The sequence below is a fragment of the Oscillibacter valericigenes genome, from assembly GCF_016902445.1.
Lineage (GTDB): Bacteria > Bacillota > Clostridia > Oscillospirales > Oscillospiraceae > Oscillibacter > Oscillibacter avistercoris.
Window position 1 is genome coordinate 1 of sequence record NZ_JACSNX010000031.1, and the last position, 20,360, is coordinate 20,360.

The 20,360-nt window shown below is 63.7% G+C and carries 21 protein-coding genes; 6 read left to right on the forward strand and 15 right to left on the reverse strand.

Translation table 11 applies throughout. The annotated features are described in order from the left end of the window. Window positions 1–311 (forward strand): NAD(P)-dependent oxidoreductase (locus tag H9X91_RS13005; protein WP_275552543.1); only part of this gene is annotated, 311 nt, incomplete at its 5' end. A gap of 150 nt (window positions 312–461) precedes the next feature. Here the strand turns inward: H9X91_RS13005 and recN are convergent. From recN to H9X91_RS13020, 3 genes are read right to left on the reverse strand one after another with little or no spacing between them, the layout of a single operon-like run. Next, window positions 462–2,144 (reverse strand): DNA repair protein RecN, encoded by a 1,683-nt coding sequence (gene recN / locus H9X91_RS13010; RefSeq protein WP_204805635.1) that lies wholly within the window; start codon window positions 2,142–2,144, stop codon window positions 462–464. A 53-nt stretch (window positions 2,145–2,197) separates the two neighbouring features. Continuing rightward, window positions 2,198–3,223, reverse strand: a complete 1,026-nt coding sequence (gene queA / locus H9X91_RS13015) for a tRNA preQ1(34) S-adenosylmethionine ribosyltransferase-isomerase QueA (RefSeq protein WP_204805637.1) — start codon at window positions 3,221–3,223, stop codon at window positions 2,198–2,200. A 15-nt stretch (window positions 3,224–3,238) separates the two neighbouring features. After that, window positions 3,239–4,618 carry a SpoIID/LytB domain-containing protein gene (locus tag H9X91_RS13020; RefSeq protein WP_204805638.1) on the reverse strand — a complete coding sequence of 460 codons (1,380 nt, stop codon included), beginning with the start codon at window positions 4,616–4,618 and terminating at the stop codon, window positions 3,239–3,241. Window positions 4,619–4,813: 195 nt separating this feature from the next. Between H9X91_RS13020 and asd the strand changes: the two genes are divergently transcribed. Continuing rightward, the gene (asd, locus tag H9X91_RS13025) at window positions 4,814–5,899 is read left to right on the forward strand and encodes an aspartate-semialdehyde dehydrogenase (RefSeq protein ID WP_204805639.1); all 1,086 of its coding nucleotides are present in this window, start codon (window positions 4,814–4,816) and stop codon (window positions 5,897–5,899) included. 213 nt (window positions 5,900–6,112) lie between these two features. After that, a complete protein-coding gene (dapA, locus tag H9X91_RS13030; protein ID WP_204805640.1) occupies window positions 6,113–7,006 on the forward strand; it encodes a 4-hydroxy-tetrahydrodipicolinate synthase in 894 nt (297 codons plus the stop codon). Between the two features lie 41 nt (window positions 7,007–7,047). Here dapA and H9X91_RS13035 read toward each other — a convergent pair whose 3' ends face one another. From H9X91_RS13035 to mltG, 9 genes are all read right to left on the reverse strand, one after another. Then, the gene (locus tag H9X91_RS13035; protein WP_204805641.1) at window positions 7,048–8,073 is read right to left on the reverse strand and encodes a hypothetical protein; all 1,026 of its coding nucleotides are present in this window, start codon (window positions 8,071–8,073) and stop codon (window positions 7,048–7,050) included. Window positions 8,074–8,092: 19 nt separating this feature from the next. After that, a complete protein-coding gene (locus tag H9X91_RS13040; RefSeq protein WP_204805642.1) occupies window positions 8,093–8,746 on the reverse strand; it encodes a DUF4367 domain-containing protein in 654 nt (217 codons plus the stop codon). Continuing rightward, a complete protein-coding gene (locus H9X91_RS13045) occupies window positions 8,743–9,264 on the reverse strand; it encodes an RNA polymerase sigma factor (RefSeq protein WP_204805643.1) in 522 nt (173 codons plus the stop codon). The genes H9X91_RS13040 and H9X91_RS13045 overlap by 4 nt, the downstream gene beginning before the upstream one ends. A gap of 110 nt (window positions 9,265–9,374) precedes the next feature. Next, window positions 9,375–9,740 (reverse strand): hypothetical protein, encoded by a 366-nt coding sequence (locus H9X91_RS13050; RefSeq protein ID WP_204805644.1) that lies wholly within the window; start codon window positions 9,738–9,740, stop codon window positions 9,375–9,377. Next, entirely contained in the window at window positions 9,740–10,540 is an 801-nt protein-coding gene (locus H9X91_RS13055; RefSeq protein WP_204805645.1) for a hypothetical protein, read from the reverse strand. Before H9X91_RS13055 ends, H9X91_RS13050 begins: the two co-directional genes overlap by 1 nt. Window positions 10,541–10,619: 79 nt before the next feature. Continuing rightward, complete coding sequence (locus H9X91_RS13060; RefSeq protein WP_204805646.1) at window positions 10,620–12,245, reverse strand: ABC-F family ATP-binding cassette domain-containing protein; 1,626 nt, start codon at window positions 12,243–12,245, stop codon at window positions 10,620–10,622. Between the two features lie 91 nt (window positions 12,246–12,336). Continuing rightward, window positions 12,337–13,734, reverse strand: coding sequence for an NAD(P)/FAD-dependent oxidoreductase (locus H9X91_RS13065; RefSeq protein ID WP_204805647.1), 1,398 nt, complete (start codon window positions 13,732–13,734; stop codon window positions 12,337–12,339). A gap of 23 nt (window positions 13,735–13,757) precedes the next feature. After that, window positions 13,758–14,987 carry a peptidase U32 family protein gene (locus tag H9X91_RS13070; protein WP_204805648.1) on the reverse strand — a complete coding sequence of 410 codons (1,230 nt, stop codon included), beginning with the start codon at window positions 14,985–14,987 and terminating at the stop codon, window positions 13,758–13,760. Continuing rightward, the gene (gene mltG, locus H9X91_RS13075) at window positions 14,977–16,152 is read right to left on the reverse strand and encodes an endolytic transglycosylase MltG (RefSeq protein WP_204805649.1); all 1,176 of its coding nucleotides are present in this window, start codon (window positions 16,150–16,152) and stop codon (window positions 14,977–14,979) included. The genes H9X91_RS13070 and mltG overlap by 11 nt, the downstream gene beginning before the upstream one ends. A 124-nt stretch (window positions 16,153–16,276) precedes the next feature. On the opposite strand from mltG, the gene H9X91_RS13080 reads away from it, so the two are divergent. Next, window positions 16,277–16,462 carry a hypothetical protein gene (locus H9X91_RS13080; protein ID WP_204805656.1) on the forward strand — a complete coding sequence of 62 codons (186 nt, stop codon included), beginning with the start codon at window positions 16,277–16,279 and terminating at the stop codon, window positions 16,460–16,462. Between the two features lie 62 nt (window positions 16,463–16,524). On the opposite strand, the gene H9X91_RS13085 is transcribed toward H9X91_RS13080, so the two are convergent. From H9X91_RS13085 to H9X91_RS13095, 3 genes are all read right to left on the reverse strand, one after another. Next, on the reverse strand, window positions 16,525–17,193 hold the full coding sequence (locus H9X91_RS13085) for a dTMP kinase (RefSeq protein WP_204805650.1): 669 nt from the start codon (window positions 17,191–17,193) through the stop codon (window positions 16,525–16,527). Continuing rightward, window positions 17,190–17,909, reverse strand: coding sequence for a WecB/TagA/CpsF family glycosyltransferase (locus H9X91_RS13090; RefSeq protein WP_204805652.1), 720 nt, complete (start codon window positions 17,907–17,909; stop codon window positions 17,190–17,192). Before H9X91_RS13090 ends, H9X91_RS13085 begins: the two co-directional genes overlap by 4 nt. Window positions 17,910–18,022: 113 nt before the next feature. Beyond that, entirely contained in the window at window positions 18,023–18,949 is a 927-nt protein-coding gene (locus H9X91_RS13095) for a DMT family transporter (RefSeq protein ID WP_204805653.1), read from the reverse strand. Window positions 18,950–19,098: 149 nt separating this feature from the next. Here H9X91_RS13095 and H9X91_RS13100 point away from each other — a divergent pair, with 149 nt between their 5' ends. Both H9X91_RS13100 and H9X91_RS13105 read left to right on the forward strand, forming a co-directional pair. After that, the gene (locus H9X91_RS13100) at window positions 19,099–19,749 is read left to right on the forward strand and encodes an HAD family hydrolase (protein ID WP_204805654.1); all 651 of its coding nucleotides are present in this window, start codon (window positions 19,099–19,101) and stop codon (window positions 19,747–19,749) included. After that, window positions 19,746–20,357 carry a pentapeptide repeat-containing protein gene (locus H9X91_RS13105; protein ID WP_204805655.1) on the forward strand — a complete coding sequence of 204 codons (612 nt, stop codon included), beginning with the start codon at window positions 19,746–19,748 and terminating at the stop codon, window positions 20,355–20,357. Before H9X91_RS13100 ends, H9X91_RS13105 begins: the two co-directional genes overlap by 4 nt. Window positions 20,358–20,360: the final 3 nt, after the last annotated feature.

Here is a 20,360-nt window from a genome sequence, read left to right on the forward strand (position 1 = left end):
TCATCAACAAGGAGAACATCGCCAAGATGAAGGACGGGGTCATCATCATCAACAACAGCCGGGGGCAGATGGTGGTGGAGCAGGACCTGGCGGACGCCCTGAACAGCGGCAAGGTGGCGGCGGCCGGTCTGGACGTGGTGTCCACGGAGCCCATCCGCGGGGACAACCCCCTGCTGAAGGCCAAGAACTGCATCCTCACGCCCCACATCTCCTGGGCGCCCAAGGAGAGCCGCCAGCGGATCATGGACTGCACGGTGGACAACGTGCGGGCATATCTGGACGGCAAGCCCATCAATGTGGTGAACGGGTGAGCTCCGCGCCATCTGTCTTTTGACAGCTCATCATCTGAGAAAACGGAAAAAATTGCCGGCCAGAGTTTACCTGGCCGGCCATTTTTTTGATTCATCATTTCCCGCGTCAGATTTAAAGGCCGCCGGTATCCGGCGGCCTTTTGGAATGCTCTACAGGGATGCCCGATATCGCTCCGCCTGGTCCAGCAGCTCCCCGGCGCTTGCCAGCAGGGCCTCCGTCACGTGGCTGCCGCCGGTGATGCGGGCCAGCTCCGCCTTCCGCTGCTCCCGGTCCAGCAGCACCACACGGGTGTAGGTGCGGCCGTCCCGCTCCCCCTTCTCCACGGAGAAGTGGGTGTCTGCCATGGCGGCCAGCTGGGGCAGATGGGTGACGCACAGCACCTGCTTGCGGCGGCTGACCTGGGCCAGCTTCTCCGCCACCTTCTGGGCAGCCCGGCCGCTGACGCCGGTGTCCACCTCGTCGAACACCAGGGTGCCGATGGATTCCTGCTCCGCCAGCACGTTTTTCAGGGCCAGCATGATCCGGGCCAGCTCGCCGCCGGAGGCGATCCGGGCGATGGGCTTCAGGTCCTCCCCGGCGTTGGCGGACATGAGGAACCGCACGGCGTCGCAGCCGTCGGGGCCCGGCTCCTTCTCACCGAAGTCGATGGCAAAGCGGACCTTGTGCATATCCAGGTCCCGAAGTTCTGACTGGATGCGCTGCTCCAGCACCGCGGCGGCGCCCCGCCGGGCGGCGGTCAGGTCCGCGCCTGCCGCCAGAACGGCCTTCCGGGCCTTCTCCAGCTGCTGCTCCAGCCGGATCAGGGTATCGTCCGCCGTCTCCATATCGTCCAGCTCCCGGCGGCATTTGTCCAGGTAGGCCAGCATGTCCTCCACCGTGGCGCCGTACTTCTTTTTCAGCCGGTACAGCAGATCGGACCGGCTCTCCACCGCGTCCAGCTCCGCCGGGGAGAAGTCGAACTCCTCCCGCTTGTCCCGGATGGTCTCAGCAAGGTCATAGGCTTCACACCGCAGCTGTTCCAGCCGCTGATACAGCTCCCCCAGGTCGCCGGACAGGGTGCGGACACCGGCGAGAGCCTCCTCCGCATCCCGGAGGGCGGAGACGGCGCCTCCCCCCTCTTCCCCGCCGTTTAAGCAATAGTCCGCCCCGGACAGGGCAGAGAGGTACTTCTCCCCGTTGCGCAGCAGGTCCCGCCGCTCTGTGAGGCTCTCCTCCTCGCCGGGCACCAGCTGGGCCCGCTCCAGCTCGTCGATCTGGAAACGGAGGCTGTCCATCCGCCGGGCCTTCTCCGCCTCGTCCATCTGCAGGGCCCGGATCTTGGCCTGCAGCGCCGCCATGGCCTCGTAGGCGGTCTGATACCGGCCCAGGGGCGTCTCCGTCCGGCCGAAGCGGTCCAGATAGCTCAGGTGCTGCTCCTCGTCCAGCAGCTGCTGGCCGTCGTGCTGGCCGTGGATGTTCAGCAGCTCCTCCCCGATCCGCCGCAGCTGGGCCACGGTGACGGGCCGGCCGTTGACCCGGCAGAGGTTCTTGCCGTCCCCTGTCAGCTCCCGCTGCAGCAGCAGATGACCGTCCTCGTCCGGGGCGGTGCCGGTCTCCGCCAGCCCCGGCAGGCCGGCGGGAACCTGGGAGAACTCCGCACCGACAAAGGCCCGGTCCGCTCCGGTGCGGATCAGGTCCCGGGAGGTGCGCCCGCCCAGCACAGCCCCCATGGCGTCGATGACGATGGACTTGCCGGCGCCGGTCTCGCCGGTGAGGGCGTTGAAGCCGGGGCGGAACTGGATGTCCGCCTCCTGGATGACCGCGATATTCTCAATGTGCAGAAGCTCCAGCATAGGGGGGTCCTCCTCCGAAAACGCGCCCGGCGAGCCCGCCGGGCGCGGCAAAGTCAGCTGATGAACATGGCGTCGCCGAAGGAGAAGAAGCGGTATTTCTCCCGCACCGCCTCCTCATAGGCGGCCAGCACGTGCTCCCGTCCGGCAAAGGCGGACACCAGCATGATGAGCGTACTCTCCGGCAGGTGGAAGTTGGTCACCAGGCCGTCCATCACCTTGAATCGGTAGCCGGGATAGATATAGATATTGGTCCAGCCGGACTTGGCCTCCATGTGGCCGTCCTCGGCGGCCCAGGACTCCAGCGTCCGGCAGGAGGTGGTGCCCACGCAGATACACCGGCCCCCGTTTGCCCGGGTCTCGTTGATCAGGTCCGCCGTCTCCTGGGAGATGGTGCAGTACTCGCTGTGCATGGGGTGGTCCTCGATGGTGTCCTCCTTCACGGGCCGGAAGGTGCCCAGGCCCACATGAAGGGTCACATACCCGATCTTCACGCCCTTGGCCTGGATGGTCTCCAGCAGCTCCGGCGTGAAGTGGAGCCCCGCCGTGGGGGCGGCGGCGCTGCCCAGGACCTTGGAGTATACGGTCTGGTACCGCTCCTGGTCCTGGAGCTCCTCCTTGATGTAGGGGGGCAGGGGCATTTTGCCCAGCCGCTCCAGCGTCTCCAGGAAGATGCCCTCGTAGTCGAACCGGATCAGGCGGCCGCCCTCCTCCAGCTGCTCCACGATCTTGGCGGTCAGCTCCCCGTTGCCGAAGGTGAGCCGGGTGCCCTTCCGGAGCTTCCGGCCTGGGCGGACCAAGCACTCCCACACCTTATCCCCCTTGTCGTTCAGCAGCAGCACCTCGCAGATGCCGCCGCCGGGCAGGCGCTGGCCCACCAGACGGGCGGGCAGCACCCGGGAGTTGTTCAGAATCAGGCAGTCGCCGGGGTTCAGGAAGTCCGGCAGGTCATAGAAATGGTGGTGTCCCGTGGCGCCGCTCACCCGGTCCAGCGTCATCAGGCGGGAGGTGTCCCGCTTCTCGATGGGGGTCTGGGCGATCAGCTCCTGGGGCAGATCATAGTAAAAATCACTGGTCTTCATGCTCTTTCCTTCTCTTTACCGGACACGGATGCCGGTGAAATAAAATTCCAAAATATCGATGTAGTCATGTCCCTGCTCCGCCATGGCCTTGGCGCCGTACTGGCTCATGCCGACGTTGTGGCCGTTTCCGGTGCCGGTGACGGTGATGCCGTCCCGTGAGGCGGAGCCCCGGCTGCCGGAGCCTCCGGTGAGGTCCGAGGTGCCGGAGGACGAGATAGCGGCGTGCTCCTCCCCCTCCAGGCGGCTGACGGTACCGCTGCCGGAGATGACAGAGGCGCCGTCCAGAGACGACAGGGTGCCGGAGGCGCTGTTCACGGCGTAGCCGCTGCCGCCGCCTGTGCCGCCGGTGATGGTGAACCGCAGACTGGGGACGTTCTTGCCCAGGGTGGTGCTGTAAAAGGCCATGCGGGCATCGTCCCCCGTGCGGACCAGGGTGTTCCCCCGGCTGTCCACAAAGGTCACGGAATACACGTTGCCCAGGTCGGTATATTCTGATACATAGGCATCCACCACATCACCGATGTCATAGCCGCTGTTCTGCAGCACCCATGTCAGCTCGTCCCAAGTGTAGGTGACGGTCCAGCTGTAGTTTGGGATGGAAGTCTGTGCCTCATAGGGGTCCTCTTTTCCCCGGAGGTAGGGCACATCGGTGCCCCAGACATTCTCCGCGTCCTCAGTGGCGCCGCCGTCGGAGGAGTGGTAGTAAGCCTCCGCCAGCTCTCCGTCATAGTAGAGGCACTCCCCTTCCGTCTCCTCCACCGCACGGTCCGTGGCGGAGGTGGCGGCGCCGACGCCGCTGTACACCTGGCAGTCCGTGGAATTGCACACGTCAAAGCCGTAGGCCGACAGGTGCTTGGTGTTCAGGCAGGCGAAGGTCCGGGCGCACACCGCCTGGGCCTTCAGGGCCTCCAGCTCCCAGTCCCCCGGCATCTCGGAGGGCAGGACGCCCTTCACGTAGTCCTCCAGGTCCACCACGTTCACCACCTGCAGCCCGCCGCCGCTGACGGTGTACTCGAACCCGCCGCGATAGCGGTTCCCCCGGAACCAGGTGATGGGGTCCCGGCCCATGGGCATGACGGCCAGGGTGTCCTCCTCCGTCTCCCAGAGGACCTGGTCCGTTCCGGTGATGACCACCTGGATCCCGCCCCTGGACATGGGTTCCATGGTGATGGTGGTCTCGTCCGTCTCCCCCAGGGAGACGAAGGTCCGGTCGTCCTCGAAATAGCCGAACTCGTAGCCGCGGCCATCATCGTTTTCCAGGTTGGCGGAGGACATGACGGAGGAGCCGTACCGCAGCCCTACCTTCACCGTATCATTGGTGACGGCGGAGGCGCTGACGGCGCTTAGGGCAAAAAATGTCACAACCAGAGACAACACGACCAAGCCTTTTTTCATGGAACCTCCCCAAGCCATGCACCTTGACGAACACAAGGAAGTATGCTAGTATAAATACAAATGTCCGTGTTGGGAGTACAGGCTTTTCATCTTCAATATGGAACATTATAGTACATCCCGGCGCCATATTCAACCAAAATCGACGGAAGGCGGTTTTCTCTTTCCGGCGCAACATGGGAGCAGGAGGCACATACTATGAAACAGTACAAAGTCGGCATCATCGGCGGCACCGGCATGGTGGGCCAGCGGTTCATCACCCTGATGGAAAACCATCCCTGGTTCCAGCTGACGGCTATCGCCGCAAGCGCGCGCAGCGCGGGCAGACCCTACGCCGAGGCGGTAGAGGGCCGCTGGGCCCTGGACGTTCCCATGCCGGAGGAGGCCAGAAACCTGGTGGTGCTGGACGCGGAGAACGACGCGGAGCAGCTGGCGTCCATGGTGGACTTCTGCTTCTGCGCCGTGGATATGAAGAAGGAGGAGATCCGGGCCCTGGAGGAGCGGTACGCCAGGCTGGAGTGCCCCATCGTCTCCAACAACTCCGCCCACCGGTGGACCGACGATGTACCCATGGTGGTGCCGGAGATCAACCCGGACCACCTGGAGATCATCGAGGCCCAGCGCAGGCGCCTGGGCACGAAGCGGGGCTTCATCGCCGTGAAGAGCAACTGCTCCCTCCAGAGCTACGTCCCGGCCCTGCATCCCCTGAAGAAGTACGGCCTGGAGAAAGTTTTGGTCTGCACCTATCAGGCCATCTCCGGCGCCGGCAAGACCTTCCAGCGCTGGCCGGAGATGGTGGATAACTGCATCCCCTACATCGGCGGCGAGGAGGAGAAGAGCGAGCAGGAACCCCTGAAGCTGTGGGGCCATATCGAAGACGGCAAGATCGTCAAGGCCGGCGGCCCCTCCTTCACCGCCCAGTGCTTCCGGGTGGCCTGCCAGGACGGCCACATGGCCGCCGTGTTCATGAAGTTCGCCGACGGCAAGGCCCCCTCCATGGAGCAGATCAAGGCGGACTGGGCCGCCTTCCGGGGCGTGCCCCAGGAGCTGGAGCTCCCCTCCGCCCCCAAGCAGTTCCTCCACTACTTTGAGGAGCCGGACCGGCCCCAGACCCGGCTGGACCGGAACCTGGAGCACGGCATGGCCGTGTCTGTGGGCCGCCTGCGGCCGGACACCCAGTACGACTACAAGTTCGTGTGCCTCTCCCACAACACCCTCCGGGGCGCCGCCGGCGGCGCGGTGCTGCTGGCCGAGCTGCTGTGCGCCAAAGGATACATGGACTAAAGCAAACAGATTTACAAAAGAGACGGCTTGCCGGAGTTGGCAAGCCGCTTCTTTTATCCCAAAACCTGCCTTAAATGAGGAATTAGGAATGAGGAATTAGAAATTTTGGTGTCCGGTAGCGCCGGACGATTTAAAATCGTTCCGCCTGCGGCGGAACACATCAACTCCTAATTCCTAACTCCTAGTTCCTAACTGAAAAGGAGCGTGTGTTCATTGAAAAAGCCTCTCTTCACCGGGTCCGGCGTGGCCATCGTCACGCCCTTTACCAAGGAGACCGTGGACCTTCCCACGTTGGGGCGGCTGCTGGACTTTCAAATGAAAAACGGCACCGACGCCATCATCGTCTGCGGCACCACGGGCGAGGCCAGTACCATGAGCTACCGGGAGCGGATGCGGACCATCGAGTTCTGCGTGGACCACGTGGACGGGCGGCTGCCGGTGATCGCCGGCACCGGCTCCAACTCCACGGAGAACGCCCTGGCCCTGTCCCGGGATGCCGAGCGGGCCGGGGCCGACGGGCTGCTGGTGGTGACGCCCTACTACAACAAGGCCAGCCAGTCCGGGCTCATCCGCCACTTCCAGGTGATCGCCGACGGCGTGGATGTGCCGCTGATCTTATACGACGTGCCCTCCCGCACCGGAGTCACCATCGCGCCGGAGGCCTACGCGGAGCTGGCGAAGCACCCCAACATCAACGGTGTCAAGGAGGCGGGGAGCAACTTCTCCAACATCCAGAAGACCCGGAATCTGTGCCCGGAGGACTTCACCATCTGGTCCGGCAACGACGACGAGACGGCGGCCATCTGCATGCTGGGGGGCAAGGGCGTCATCTCCGTGGTGGCCAACGTCCTGCCGGCCCAGATGCACCGCCTGACGGAGCTGTGTCTGCGGAACGACTTTGCCGCCGCCGGGAAGCTGCAGCTGGAGCTGAAGGATTTCTGCGACGCCATGTTCTGTGACGTGAACCCCATCCCCGTCAAGACGGCCCTGAATCTGCTGGGCTGGGACGTGGGCCCCCTGCGCCTGCCCCTGTGCGATCCCAAAGAGGCGGGATTGGAGAAGATCAAGGCCGCTCTGGAGCGGTATGGGTTGACCGCCAGGACATAAAGAACGGCCGCCCGGCGAGAGCCGGGCGGCTGCGATTCCGTTCACTTCCGGGTGCGTTCGCCGTACTGCTCGGAGGACAGGCACACCTGGGCCTCACCTCCGCCGACGGCAGTAATCTCCACAGTCAGCTTGTTCCGCAGGTCGGCGCTCTCCCCTTCCTCGACTCGGAAGGCCCGGATCAGGGTCTCTCCGGCGGGGATGCGGACGGTGGTGAACAGCTCCTGGCTGATATGACCAACAGTCCAGGGACGGTAGACACGCGCCAGGATGTCCACCTCCCCCTGGTTCTCGATCACCAGGGCGGCATAGGGCAGCTCCGGCATGAAGTGAAAGGTGTATGTCAGATCCTCCCCCTGAAGGGCCACGCCGTCCACGAACCGGCCCAGATAGGCGGCCGGGTCCAGCTCCGCTGGATCCACCTCCGTGAAAATTCCACAGCTAATGCCATACTCCGGTTTTGTAGGCGTCTCCATCTGCCGCTGGACGATCTCATCCCGCATGGGGGAGTCCTCCTCCAGCCCGTGCCCGACGATGACGGAGGTGCCGTCCCCCACCTGGATCTCCGCCTGTTGGTCGCCGATGGCGACGATGCGCTCCGTACCGTCCTCGTTCTGTGTGGTCCTTCTGGAAAAAAACTCCGCCCCCGTCCAGTAGGTGGGCTGGCCGTTCTCGTCCAGGCGAGGGTTGCCCTCCGGGTCCACTGATACCTCTGTGCCGAAATCGATGCAGTTCAGGTCCTCCCGGTACACCACGCCGTAGACCATGTCCAGCACCTCCGCCGTGGTCTCGGCGCTGACGAAGTAGTGGTCCTCTCCGTTCTCGTCGGTGTAGGTCAGCACGGTGGGGACCTGGGCGCCGTCCTCCGTGGTCCAGGTGGTGCCGGCCGGCACCTGCTCCTTGCCGAACAGGGCCACGCCCGCCTCGCCATAGGCCACCTGTCCGTTCAGTGTCCCGCTCTGAGGGTCTGCGGGCTGGCTGGTCTCCTCTGCCATAGAGGCCCCAACCAGCCCCACCAGCAGCAGCATGGTGCTCATACCCGCGATAAAGGGAATGTAATTGCGCCTCATCTTGCTTCTTCCTTTCTTGTCACCAGGTCACGCCTTCGGCGATCCTCAGCAGTTCCTCGGCGGACAGGCCCTTTCCATAGAGAGCGAAGATGTAGGGGCCGTCCGTCCACAGCAGGTCTTTTTCTGTACTGCCCGTCTCCTCCGCCAGAAGGCCCGGACGTCCGTTGACCTCCACCTCGGAGCCCTGGCAGGCGGTCCCTTTGGAGCCCACCAGGTCCTCCCCCCGGGTCTGGCGCAGAGTGAAAGAGGCCTCCTCTCCCTTTCGGTATATCAGGCTTCGCTCACTGCGGATCTCGTTGGTGCCGCCTCGAACCAGGGTGAAGCCCTCCGGAACATAGTCCAGCTGGGCATCCTGAAAGGGCTGGGTGGTGACGTGCTCCAGCCGGACGACATACCGCAGCTCCCCATTGGTCTGGGACCAGTAGATCTGACAGTTTGTCCGGTCCCCCGCTCCTACGGAGAGGCCTGCCGCCAGGGCACCGATCACGGCGGCCGCTGCCAGCAGGGCCCGCCAGGGCCGCCGTCTCCGCTGACGATGCAGCAGCAGCTCCATTCGGGTCTCAAAGTCCGGGGAAAAGTCATGGACGCACTCTGCCTGGTCCGGCAGGGCGGAGAGGAATTTTTCCGCCGCCTCCGGTGCTGCTGCGTACAGGTCCTCCTCTGGGATCATCATGGTGTCTCCCCCCTCTCTTCCAGGATCTCCGCCAGTTTCTTCCGAGCCCGATGCAGGGTCTGGGTCACGGCATCCGGGGTCGCGGAGAGAAATCCTGCGATCTCCCGGGCGGAATAGCCGTTATAGTATTTCAGCAGCAGTACCTCCCGATAGCGGGGCGGCAGGGATGCCATGGCATCAGCCAAGCCGCCGCCTGTGGGCGGAGCGGGCTGAGATACCAGAGCCTGTTCGTCCAGCTCCGCCTCCGGATGGCGCTGGCGGGACCGGTACAGGTCGATGGCCCTTCGCTCTGTCACCGTCACCACCAGATTCCGTGTCCGGGGGCAGGGACCGTCGGGAATATCCGCCATACGCTCCGCCAGCTTTACGAAGGACTGGTGCACAACATCCTCCGCGTCCTGGGGATTTTTCAGGATGTAATAGGCCACGTGGTACATGAGGCCCCGGTAAGCCAGATAAATGGTCTCGAACTTGGTCCGGTCGCTCTCTGTCTCCATGGCCGCGAGATATCCCAGCATGGCGTCCCCTCCTGTCCCTCTGCTCTCTATAACGCCGGGGTGGGCGCAAACCTGACACTTGCCGGAAAATTTTCCGTGAAAACAGGCGGGAGATGTTCCCGCCTGTTCCGTCAGATGGCGCCCTGCTCTGCCTTCCTCTCCGCCTCCTGCTGGCGGACGGCGGCCTCCATGGCCTCCAGGCTGTCCAGAGACAGCAGATCGCCGAACATGTAATTCTGCAGCTCCAGCCCTGGGATGCCGGTCTGGAACTCCCCGTTCTCCGTGCTCATCAGCACGGTGCTGTTCTGCAGAATGCCCCACAGCTTCCAGAAGAACCCGGCGATGGCCTCCGCGTCAAACTGATGCCCCTCCCTGCCGAAGGAGAGGTCAAAGGAGACGCCTCCGCTGTCCAAAAGGTCCGCGCTGCCATCTGCGCGGAAGGAGATCAACTCATACCAGTAGGTGGCAAAGCCCTGATACATGACGGGCGCGAACATCAGGAAGTTGTCCTCCCCCTCCACCGTGACGGCGATAAAACTGCCCCATCCGGGGTGCCGTCGAAAAGCGGCCTCGGCGCGTCCGCAGCCCCCGCTCCTCCTGCGATGTGCAGCTCATACCAGGCCACGCTTCCGCCGCTGGGTTCTCCCACCGTCACCAGCTCCGTGGTCTCCGGCACGCCGTCGTGGTCGAAGTCGTAATTTCCGGGGAGGACCTCCGCCGTTTCTTTCAGCACAGTGCCAGACAGCGTTCCGCTCTCTTCCATTGCCAGCAAGCAGCGGTAGACCGTTCCCGATCCTTCCTCCCGGGTATCCCGGCACCGGATGCGCAGGATATCGCTGTCCACCCACTCCTCCGCAGAAATCCAGGCGTATTCCGCAGATTCCACATCTACCGGCAGCGGTACCTGCCGGCTGGTGAAGGTCTCCGTCTCCACCACAGTGACGGAACCGCAGGCCCGCTGCCGCTGAGACAAAGCCACATACGTTCCCTCCGGCGACCAAAGGGCGGAGGTCTCATAGTCGCCGCTCTCCTCCCACAGGACCTCCCCGGTGTCAGCAGATACCAGCTGTACGGTCTCCATGGAGGGGACGGCCTCTCCGTCGCCGCCCGCATCCGTCTGCCGCAGCTGGTATCTGCCATCCGGAGAGATGGCATTTCCTTCTACAGGAGTCTCCAAAAGCGTCTGGCATTCCGCTGCCTCCTGCCGTTGGGCCGCCATTCTGGGGTACTCCGCCCCCACAGTCACCGCCGTGATCACCGCAAGGGCCAAAATTCCCGCCAGTCTCCCCTTTTCCATAAAAAGCCACCCCGCAAGCTGTTTGATAAACAGTTTACAGGGTGGCTTTATCTTATGTCAACCAATAATCGGTAACAATTCAGCCCTTCAGCCGGGCCAGCATCTCGTCCCGCTGGCCGGAGATATAGTCGTCATAGGTGCACATCTTGTCGATGAGCTTCCCGTCCACGAACTCCATGATCCGGTCGGCGATGGTCTCCACGAACTCGTGGTCGTGGCTGGCGAACAGGACCACGCCCTTGAAGTCGATGAGGCCGTTGTTGACGGCAGTGATGGACTCCAGGTCCAGGTGGTTGGTGGGCTGGTCCAGCACCAGCACGTTGGACCCGAACAGCATCATCCGGGACAGCATGCACCGCACCTTTTCACCGCCGGAGAGGACCTTCACGGGCTTGTACACGTCGTCGCCGGAGAACAGCATCCGGCCCAGGAAGGACCGCTTGAAGGACTCGGTGTTCTCCTCCGCGTTGTCAGCGGTGTACTGGCCCAGCCAGTCCACCAGGTTCAGGTCGCAGTCGTTGAAGAAGGCGGAGTTGTCCAGGGGGAAGTAGCTGGTGGTGATGGTGGTGCCCCACTTGAAGGTGCCCTCGTCCGGCTCCAGCTCCTCCATCAGGATCTTGAAGAGCGTGGTGGTGGCGATCTCGTCCTCCCCCACGAAGGCGATCTTGTCGCCCTTGTTCACCCGGAAGCTGACATTGTCCAGCACCTTCCGGCCGTCCACGGTCTTGGTGAGGCCCTCCACCGCCAGGATCTCCTTGCCCGGCTCCCGGTCCATCTTGAAACCCACGAAGGGATACCGCCGGGAGGAAGCGGGCATCTCCTCCACTGTCAGCTTGTCCAGCAGCTTCCGGCGGGCGGTGGCCTGCTTGCTCTTGGACTTGTTGGCGGAAAAGCGGGAGACGAACTCCTGGAGCTCCTTGATCTTCTCCTCCTTCTTCTTGTTCTGGTCCCGGATCAGCCGCTGCATCATCTGGCTGGACTCGTACCAGAACTCGTAGTTGCCCACGTACATCTTGATCCCGCCGTAGTCCACGTCCACGATGTTGGTGCACACGGTGTTCAGGAAGTGGCGGTCATGGCTCACCACGATGATGAGGCTCTCGCACTCCAGGATGAAGTCCTCCAGCCACTGGATGGCCTGGATGTCCAGGTGGTTGGTGGGCTCGTCCAGCAGGATGATGTCCGGCTTGCCGAACAGCGCCTGGGCCAGCAGGACCTTCACCTTCTCCTTGGCGGTCAGCGTGCTCATCTCGCTGTACAGGATGTCCTCGGACAACCCCAGGCCCTGGATCAGGCGGCTCACGTCGCTCTCTGCCTCCCAGCCGTCCATATCGGCGAACTCCGCCTCCAGCTCGCTGGCCTTCACGCCGTCCTCGTCGGTGAAGTCCTCCTTGGCGTAGAGGGCGTCCTTCTCCTTCATGATGTCGTAGAGCCGCTGGTTGCCCATGATGACCGTGTCCAGCACGGTGTACTGGTCGTACTGGAAGTGGTCCTGCTTCAGCACGCTCATCCGCTGGTCCTTGGAGATCACCACCTCGCCGGTGGTGGGCTCCAGGTCCCCGGAGAGGATGCGGAGGAAGGTGGTCTTGCCCGCGCCGTTGGCACCGATGATGCCGTAGCAGTTACCGGGAGTGAATTTCAGGTCCACGTGCTTGAACAGGGTCTGTCCGCTGAAATTGAGACTGACGTCATTGACTGTGATCATACGCGTTTCCTTTGTTTCCTCTTTCATGATTTCGTATTTCATGGAGGCAGCAGGCGCCGGAAACGCCTGCTGTCTGCCTATGATTCCGTTCTCAGCCCTCTTCGGCGATCTTGCGGCCCATGAGGGTGCCCATGACGGAGGCCATCATCAAGCCCCGGGTCCAGCCGGAGCTGTCGCCCAGGCAGTGGAGGCCCTGGAGGCTGGTGTTGAAGTCCGTGTCCATCTTCACCCGGTTGGAGTAGAACTTCAGCTCCGGGGAGTACAGCAGCGTCTCATATGCGGCGAAGCCCGGCACCACGTAGTCCATGGCCTGGATGAAATTGATGATATTGATCATGGCCCGGTAGGGCATGGCGGCGGTGATGTCGCCGGCCACGGCGTCCGGCAGGGTGGGCCGGATGTTGGACTGGGCCAGCTCCTTCTGCCAGGTGCGCTTGCCGTCCAGAATGTCCCCGAACCGCTGGACCAGGATCTGGCCGTTGGCCAGCATGTTGGTCAGCTCGCCCACCTTCTGGGCATAGGCGATGGGCTGGTTGAAGGGGATGGAGAAGTTGTGGGAGCACAGGATGGAGAGGTTGGTGTTGTCGCTCTTCAGGTCCTTGTAGGAGTGGCCGTTCACCACCGCCAGGTTGTTGTCGTAGTTCTCCTGGCTGACGAAGCCGCCGGGGTTCTGGCAGAAGGTGCGGACCTTGTTCTTGAAGGGCTTGGGATAGCCCACCAGCTTGGACTCGTACAGCACCCGGTTCACCATCTCCATGACCTCGTTGCGGACCTCCACCCGGACGCCGATGTCCACGGTGCCGGGGGCGTGGGCGATGTTGTGCTCGGCGCAGAGCTTCTCCAGCCAGTCGGCGCCCCGGCGGCCGGTGGCCACCACGGTGTGCTTGGCATAGATCTCCAGGTCCGTCTTGCCGTCGGAGATGGCGACGCCCTTGCACACCTCGTTCTCCAGGATCAGGTTGCTGCACTCATAGCCGAAGTACATCTCCACCCCATGGTCCTGTAAGTACCGCTCGATGGCGAGATAAATGCCCTGGGCCTTCTCCGTGCCCATGTGGCGGATGGGGCAGTCCACCAGCTTCAGCCCCGCCTGGATGGCCCGGCGGCGGATCTCCTTCCGCTCCTCCTCGTGGCCCAGGCCCTCGATGTGCTCGTCCGCGCCGAACTCCAGATAGATCTGGTCGGCGTAATTGATGGTCTCCTGGGCCAGATCCGCCCCGATCAGGGTGGGCAGGTCGCCGCCCACCTCATAGCTGAGGGAGAGCTTGCCGTCGGAGAAGGCACCGGCGCCGGAAAAGCCGGTGGTGATGTGGCAGTAGGGCTTGCAGTTCACGCACTTATGGGTCTTGTCCTTGGGACAGTGGCGCTTTTCCACCGGCTGTCCCTTTTCCACCATGATGATCTTCTGGCGGCTGCCCTTCTTGATCATCTCCAGGGCAGTGAAGATGCCGGCGGGGCCGGCGCCAACGATGACAACATCTGCATTCATAGTGTTCTCTCCTCGTCTTCTCCTCATTTGGCTGAAAGATCCACCCCGCGGCGCACCAGGGAAAAGGGCGGCACCGGCCGGGGAAGATCCATATAGAATTGCATCTGGGGTGTGCGGGGCTCCTCCAGAGGGTCCCCCGCCTCGTCCCGCATCTGCGGCACGGTCATGGAGAAGGGCCGCAGATCCGGACCCACGATCTCCACCGTGTCTCCGGCGCGGAACTTGTTCCGCAGGGACAGTGCGGCATGTCCGGCACTGTCACAGTCCGTCACCACTGCCGCCACCTGCCACTCCCGCACGTAGCGGGAGGTGGCGTAGTACTGGCCCGGCGGGCCGTAGTAAAAGCCGGTGGAGTAGGGCCGGTGGCTCACATGCTCCACCTCGTCCCGCCAGACAGGGTCGATGGACTCCCCCGCCGCTGCGGCGTCCAGGCAGTGGCGGTAGGCGCCGGTGACGATGGCTGCGTAGTAGGCGGACTTGGCCCGCCCCTCGATCTTCAGACTGGAGAGTCCCGCATCACACAGGTCCCCCAGGTGGTCGATCATGCACATGTCCCGGGAATTCATGATATAGGTGCCCTGCTCGTCCTCAAACACCGGGAAGTACTCCCCCGGCCGCTTTTCCTCCATCAGGGCGTACTGGTACCGGCAGGGCTGGGCGCAGGCTCCCCGGCTGGAGTCCCGGCCCGTCATATAGTTGCTGAGCAGGCACCGGCCGGAGTAGCTGACGCACATGGCGCCGTGGACAAAGGCCTCGATCTCCAGGTCCTCCGGTGTCTTGTCCCGGATGGTCCGGATCTCCTCCAGACTCAGCTCACGAGCCAGGATGACCCGGCTGGCGCCCAGGTCGTGCCAGGCCCGGGCCGTCTCATAGTTGCAGATACTGGCCTGGGTGGAGATGTGCCGCTGGCACCTGGGGGCGTACTTTCCAGCAAGGGTAAAGGCCCCCAGGTCCGCCACGATCAGGGCGTCCACCCCGGCGTCGTCCAGCCGCTCCAGATGCTCCGGCAGGCGGGACACCTCGTCGTTCCGGGGCATGGTGTTGATGGTGCAGTGGACCCGGACGCCGTGGTCGTGGGCAAAGGCCACCGCCTGGGGCAGCTCCTCCGGGGAAAAGTTGCCGGCAAAGGCCCGCATGCCGAAGCTGGTGCCCGCCAGATATACCGCGTCCGCACCGTAGAGCACGGCCATCTTCAGCCGCTCCATGTCCCCCGCCGGAGCCAACAGCTCCGGCTTTGCCCGCTTATCCGCCATACTCGCTGCTGTTGACGAAGGCGTTGTGCTCCGCCAGCGTGGTGGAGAAGTGGTGCTTTCCGTCGGTGCCCAGAGCGTAATAATAGTAATCCGTGCTGTTGGGATTCAGCGCCGCATCGATGGAGGCCAGACCCGGGTTGGAGATAGGCGTGGGAGGCAGGCCCGCGTTCTGGTACAGGTTATAGGGGGAGTCGGTCTGCATGTCCGCGCTGGTGATGGGGCCGGTGTGGTCCGGAAGTGCGTAGAGCAGGGACGCGTCGATCTGCAGCAGGCCGTAGGTGCCCTGCTTGTCGCCGGGACCCTCCAGACGGTTGTAGATGACGGATGCGATGTTGGCCTGGTCCGTGCCGTCGGTCTCCTCCTCGATGAGGGAGGCGATGGTGATGATCTCCTGCAGGGAGTAGTCGGACTCCTCCACCTGGGCCATCCGCTCCTCGTCCATGCGGCTGACAAAGTTCCGGATCAGGCGCTCCAGCGCATCTTTGGCGTTGTGGCCCACATAGAACTCATAGGTGTCCGGGAAGAGGAAGCCCTCCAGCCGGCTGAGATCCTCGGAGTCGTTGTCAATGAAATCGTAGTCAAAATCCGCAGTCTGGGCGGCCTCTGTCAGGGCCTCCTCGGTGTTGACGCCCTTCTCCGCCAGCAGGGCGATGGTCTGGCGGACCGTGTAGCCCTCCGGAATGGTGACGGTCACCGTCTCTGCGCTGAGGTTGCCGGAGGAGCTGTGCATCCCGGCGATCAAGGCGTGGTAGTCCATGTCCGTGTTCAGTTCATAGGTACCGATGCCCACCTCGTCGCTGGCGCCGGTGACGGCGGCAAACAGGCGGAAGAACCACTTGTACCGGATCAGGCCGGCATCCTGCAGCTTCTCTGCGATGCTGCCCATGTCGTCGTCCGCCGTGACCTCGATGGTGATCTTCGTGGTAGACGGGATATCCCGGTTAAAGGCGCACAGGTCGCTGGCCAGCAGCCAGCCCACGCCCGCCAGGATCGCCGAAGCCACCAGCACGCACAGGATATACAGGACCGGGTTGATCCGGCGGCGTTTGCGTCTGCGCTGCTGGGACGGACGGCGCTGCCCGCCTCCCGGCTGCTGTCCCCCCTGGCTGCGGCGCACCTGAGACGCGTCCCAGCTGGCGGTATCTCCGTTTTTGTAATCAGACATAGGAACCTCCATTTTCTCGTTCCGGCGGTCTCCTGCCGGAATCGTCCCGGGCGGGACGCGATCGCGCCCCTGCCCTGCAATTTTTTTCGGCGGTCAGGCTCCCTTTGGAAGTCCGCCGCATAGAATGTCTCAAAGCGAGGTGACAGATATGTGCTTCAACAACGGAAACAACAACTGCTCCTGCCTGTGGCTCATCATCATCGTGGTCCTGATCTGCTGTTGCTGCGGCAGCGGGAATGCCCTCGGCGGCAGCAGCTGCGGCTGTGGATGCGGCTGCGGCAATGACAACTGCGGCAACGGCTGCTGCTGATCCGCGGCCGGGAAAATGGGGCGGACACGTCCCATTTTCTCCGCTCCGGGAACGGACAGCCCTCACCCCAGCAGCGGCTCCACCCGGGAGAGCACCTCCCGGCGGATGTCCTCCACTGACCGGGGAGCGTCCCCGGCGGCGCAGTCCACCACAGACCAGCCCAAGTCCCGGGCGATCTTCCGGGCGCTTTCCCGGCAGCGGCGGAGATAGTCTCCATCCTGTTCGTGGATGTCCGCCGCCGTGGCGGTAGCCTGCTCCCGATAGCGGAGCATTTTCTCAGACACTTCCGTAGGCAGGTCCAGATAGAGCACCAGATCCGGCCGCGGCAGGCCCATGCGGCCGTACTCCAGATCGAACAGCCAGTCCAGGAATTCCCGCCGCTCTCCTTCCGGCAGCTTGGAGGCCTGGTGGACGGCGTTGGAGGTGGTGTACCGGTTGGCCACCACGATGCCGCCGGCCTCATAGAAGCGGCCCCAGTCCTCTTGATAGGAGGCGAAGCGGTCCACGGCGTACAGCACCGACGCGGCGTAGGCGTTCACGTCCCCGGGCTTGTTGCCCAGGGCCCCATGGAGATAGAGGTTTGCAGGCTCTGCGAAGGGGCTGCCGTACCGGGGGAAGTCGATCTCCCGATAGCTGAGGCCCCGGTCCGCCAGGGTCTCACACAGAAGCTTTGCCTGGGTGGCCTTGCCGGATCCGTCCGTGCCCTCGAATACGATCAGTTTTCCGTTCATCTGCGTCTCTTCTCCTGTTTGACGTGGATCAGGAACAGCGGCAGCTTCATCATCCGGCCGATGCGGCGCGGCTCCTTGCACAGGCGGTAGAACCACTCCAGCCCGTGATCGGACCAGAATTTCGGGGCCCGCTCCACTACGCCGGCAAACACGTCCAGGCTGCCCCCCAGGCCGCACAGCAGATGCGCGCCGGTGGCGGCGCCGTTCCTGGCCATCCATTTTTCCTGCTTGGGGGCCCCCAGGCAGACGAATACCACGTCCGCACCACTTTGGCGGATGGACTCGATCACCGGGCCGTCCTCCTTGAAGTAGCCGTCGTGGGTGCCGGCGATCCGCAGGCCCGGATGGGCCTCCGCCAGCTTCGCTGCCGCCTGCTCTGCCACACCGGGCTTGGCGCCCAGCAGATACAGGGATCTCCCTTCCTTTGCCAGTCTGTCCATCAAATGGCCGGCGAATTCAATGCCGGGCGTCTTCTCCTTCAAAGGCGTGCCCAGCATGGCCGCGCCCTTGACGACGCCGATGCCGTCCGGCAGCACCAGATCCGCGCCGTTCACAGCCGTCCTGGCCTCCGGGTCCTCCCGGCAGACCTCCACGATCTCCGGGTTGGGGGTGGCCACATAGTGGGTCCCGGAGCTGCGGACCAGCTCCATTCCCCGCTCCACAGCCTCTGCCATGGTCACGTTGTCAAAGCCGACGCCCAGCACGTCGATGCGCATGGAATCACCTCACAACATACTCATACAGTTTAGCAGTATATCACAGCTGACGCCGTTTGTCCAACCAAAAATCAGCGGGGATGCCAGGCTCTGGCATCCCCGCTGAACGCTCTCTACGGCTCCCTGACCGGTGCGCCCCGCTTTCCGCTGAAGTCCGGCAGCTGGGCCAGCACCACCGCCGCCAGCATCAGCACACAGCCCAGGTATTCTTTCCCGCTCATCCGGTCCCCCAGGATCAGCGCCCCGGCAATGGTGGCGAACACGGACTCCAGGCTCAGCAGCAGGGACACCACCGTGGGATCCGAGTCCTTCTGGGCCAGGATCTGGAGGGTGTATCCCACGCCGCTGGAGAAAATACCCACGTACAGGACAGGCCCGATGCAGTCCAGCAGCCCCGCCCAGTTGGGCGTCTCCATCACCAGCATCAGCACGGCGGAAAGCACCGCCATCACCAGAAACTGCACGCAGGACAGCGCAACGCCATCCACCTTCTGGGTGAAGTGATCGATCAGCAGGATGTGCCCGGCGAAGCAGAAAGAGCACAGCAGCACATACCAGTCCCCCTCCGTGATGGAGAAGGACTCCTGCACACAGAGCAGATACAGTCCCGCCACCGCCAGCGCCACGCTGAGCCAGATGGCCCGGGGTGCCTTTTTATGGAGGAAGATCCCCGCGATGGGCACGATGACGATGTACAGTGCCGTGATGAACCCCGCCTTGCCGGAGGTGGTGGTCTCCAGTCCCATCTGCTGGAGATTGGTGGCCACGGTCAACGCCACGCCGCAGCAGGCGCCGCTGACGGCCAGATCCCGCCGGGAGCCGGGCCGGGGCTGCGCTTCGCCGTGAAAGTCCCGCTGCCGCAGGGCGCGGAACACCAGGCACAGCACCAGCAGGAACACGAAGGCCACCGCGCTTCTGGCAGCTGTAAAGGTAAATGGCTCCACATGGTCTGCGGCCACGCTCTGGGCCACGAAGGCAGTGCCCCAGATCAGGGCCGCCAGCACGGGGAACACGTTTTGACGGATGTGGTTGACTTTCATCGGACTTGCTCCTCACCAGGATCTATGCTATACTTTTGCAAACTCCCGCAGATTTGACACCGCGGCGCAATGCCGCGAACAATCTGGAATTTTAACACAATGGGGCGGACTTGGCAAGACCCAGTCCCTCCCCGGAGAGGAGGCCGCCGATGCTGCTGTTTGACATGGACGGGACGCTGATCGATTCCAACGGCGTCTGGAAGGATGTGGACCGGGAATTCCTGGCCCGGCGGGGGCTGCCCTACACCCACGCCTATTACGAGGGCGTGGCCCATACGATCCTGCCCCTGGCGGCCAAGTTCACAAGGGAGTACTGCCGCCTGTCCGAGTCCTGCGAGGACATCATCGCCGAGTGGATGGAGATGGCCAAAGATGCCTATGCCCACGTCACCGTGAAGCCCGGCGTCCGGGCCTATCTGAAGCAGTGCCGGGCGGAGGGGCGGCGGATGGCGGTGGTGACCTCCAGCGTGCCGGAGCACTGCCGCACGGCGCTGACCCATCTGGACCTGATGAAATACTTCGAGGGCGTCACCCTGGCCCACGATTTGGGACTGGAGAAAAAGTCCCCGGAGCTTTGGCTGGCGGCCGCGGAGACCTACGGCGTCCGGCCGGAGGACTGCACGGTATTCGACGACAGCCTCTCCGCCTGCAAGGGCGCCCGGGGCGCACGTATGCGGGTGGTGGGCGTCTACGACGGCTTTTTTGCCCAGGATGAGACGGCCATGCGGGGCTTCTGCGATGTGTATATCAAGAGTTTCGAGGAGCTGCTACTCCCGCCCCGGCGGGAGGTCCGGCCATGAGCGGCTTTGCGGAGGCCCTGGAACAGGCCAGGGACTCCGGAGACCTCCTCTCCGGCGGCGCCTTTTCCCAGGAAACCGCCGCGGACCTGGACGGCTCCGGCCTGGATCTCCGGGACTGCCGGTTCCAGTCCTGCCAGTTCCGGGACTGCGACTTCTCCGGTGCCGCCTTTTACGGCTGCGCCTTCACGGACTGCCTCCTGGAGGGCTGTCGGCTCTCCGCCACCTATTGGAGGAACTGCCTCCTCTCCGGCTGCAAATGGGACGGGGCCGATTTGCGCCGTTCCCGGTGGAAGGACAGCACACTGGAGGAGGCACTGCTTCGTTATGTCAACTTTACCAACGGTGTCTGGGAGCATATTTCCGTGAAGGGTTGTGACTTCACAGAGTCTGCTCTCTCTGAGATGCGGCTGAAAAAGGTAATCCTGGAGAAGACAGACCTGACCGGCGCGGAGCTGTTCCGCACCAGCCTCACCGGCATGGACCTGACCTCCTGCACCCTGGACCGGATCGTGCTGTCGGAGACCTGCCGGGAGCTGAAGGGAGCCGTGATCAACGCCGCCCAGGCCGCTGTGGTGGCCCGGATCCTGGGGATCCGGGTGGAGGGGTAGGGG

Excerpts from the sequence above, each read along its gene's own strand:
- recN (WP_204805635.1), bottom strand. The coding sequence starts at position 2,144 with ATGCTGGAGCTTCTGCACATTGAGAATATCGCGGTCATCCAGGAGGCG.
- queA (WP_204805637.1), bottom strand. The coding sequence starts at position 3,223 with ATGAAGACCAGTGATTTTTACTATGATCTGCCCCAGGAGCTGATCGCC.
- H9X91_RS13020 (WP_204805638.1), bottom strand. The coding sequence starts at position 4,618 with ATGAAAAAAGGCTTGGTCGTGTTGTCTCTGGTTGTGACATTTTTTGCC.
- asd (WP_204805639.1), top strand. The coding sequence starts at position 4,814 with ATGAAACAGTACAAAGTCGGCATCATCGGCGGCACCGGCATGGTGGGC.
- H9X91_RS13035 (WP_204805641.1), bottom strand. The coding sequence starts at position 8,073 with ATGAGGCGCAATTACATTCCCTTTATCGCGGGTATGAGCACCATGCTG.
- H9X91_RS13040 (WP_204805642.1), bottom strand. The coding sequence starts at position 8,746 with ATGATGATCCCAGAGGAGGACCTGTACGCAGCAGCACCGGAGGCGGCG.
- H9X91_RS13045 (WP_204805643.1), bottom strand. The coding sequence starts at position 9,264 with ATGCTGGGATATCTCGCGGCCATGGAGACAGAGAGCGACCGGACCAAG.
- H9X91_RS13050 (WP_204805644.1), bottom strand. The coding sequence starts at position 9,740 with ATGTTCGCGCCCGTCATGTATCAGGGCTTTGCCACCTACTGGTATGAG.
- H9X91_RS13055 (WP_204805645.1), bottom strand. The coding sequence starts at position 10,540 with ATGGAAAAGGGGAGACTGGCGGGAATTTTGGCCCTTGCGGTGATCACG.
- H9X91_RS13060 (WP_204805646.1), bottom strand. The coding sequence starts at position 12,245 with ATGATCACAGTCAATGACGTCAGTCTCAATTTCAGCGGACAGACCCTG.
- H9X91_RS13065 (WP_204805647.1), bottom strand. The coding sequence starts at position 13,734 with ATGAATGCAGATGTTGTCATCGTTGGCGCCGGCCCCGCCGGCATCTTC.
- H9X91_RS13070 (WP_204805648.1), bottom strand. The coding sequence starts at position 14,987 with ATGGCGGATAAGCGGGCAAAGCCGGAGCTGTTGGCTCCGGCGGGGGAC.
- mltG (WP_204805649.1), bottom strand. The coding sequence starts at position 16,152 with ATGTCTGATTACAAAAACGGAGATACCGCCAGCTGGGACGCGTCTCAG.
- H9X91_RS13080 (WP_204805656.1), top strand. The coding sequence starts at position 16,277 with ATGTCTCAAAGCGAGGTGACAGATATGTGCTTCAACAACGGAAACAAC.
- H9X91_RS13085 (WP_204805650.1), bottom strand. The coding sequence starts at position 17,193 with ATGAACGGAAAACTGATCGTATTCGAGGGCACGGACGGATCCGGCAAG.
- H9X91_RS13090 (WP_204805652.1), bottom strand. The coding sequence starts at position 17,909 with ATGCGCATCGACGTGCTGGGCGTCGGCTTTGACAACGTGACCATGGCA.
- H9X91_RS13095 (WP_204805653.1), bottom strand. The coding sequence starts at position 18,949 with ATGAAAGTCAACCACATCCGTCAAAACGTGTTCCCCGTGCTGGCGGCC.
- H9X91_RS13100 (WP_204805654.1), top strand. The coding sequence starts at position 19,099 with ATGCTGCTGTTTGACATGGACGGGACGCTGATCGATTCCAACGGCGTC.
- H9X91_RS13105 (WP_204805655.1), top strand. The coding sequence starts at position 19,746 with ATGAGCGGCTTTGCGGAGGCCCTGGAACAGGCCAGGGACTCCGGAGAC.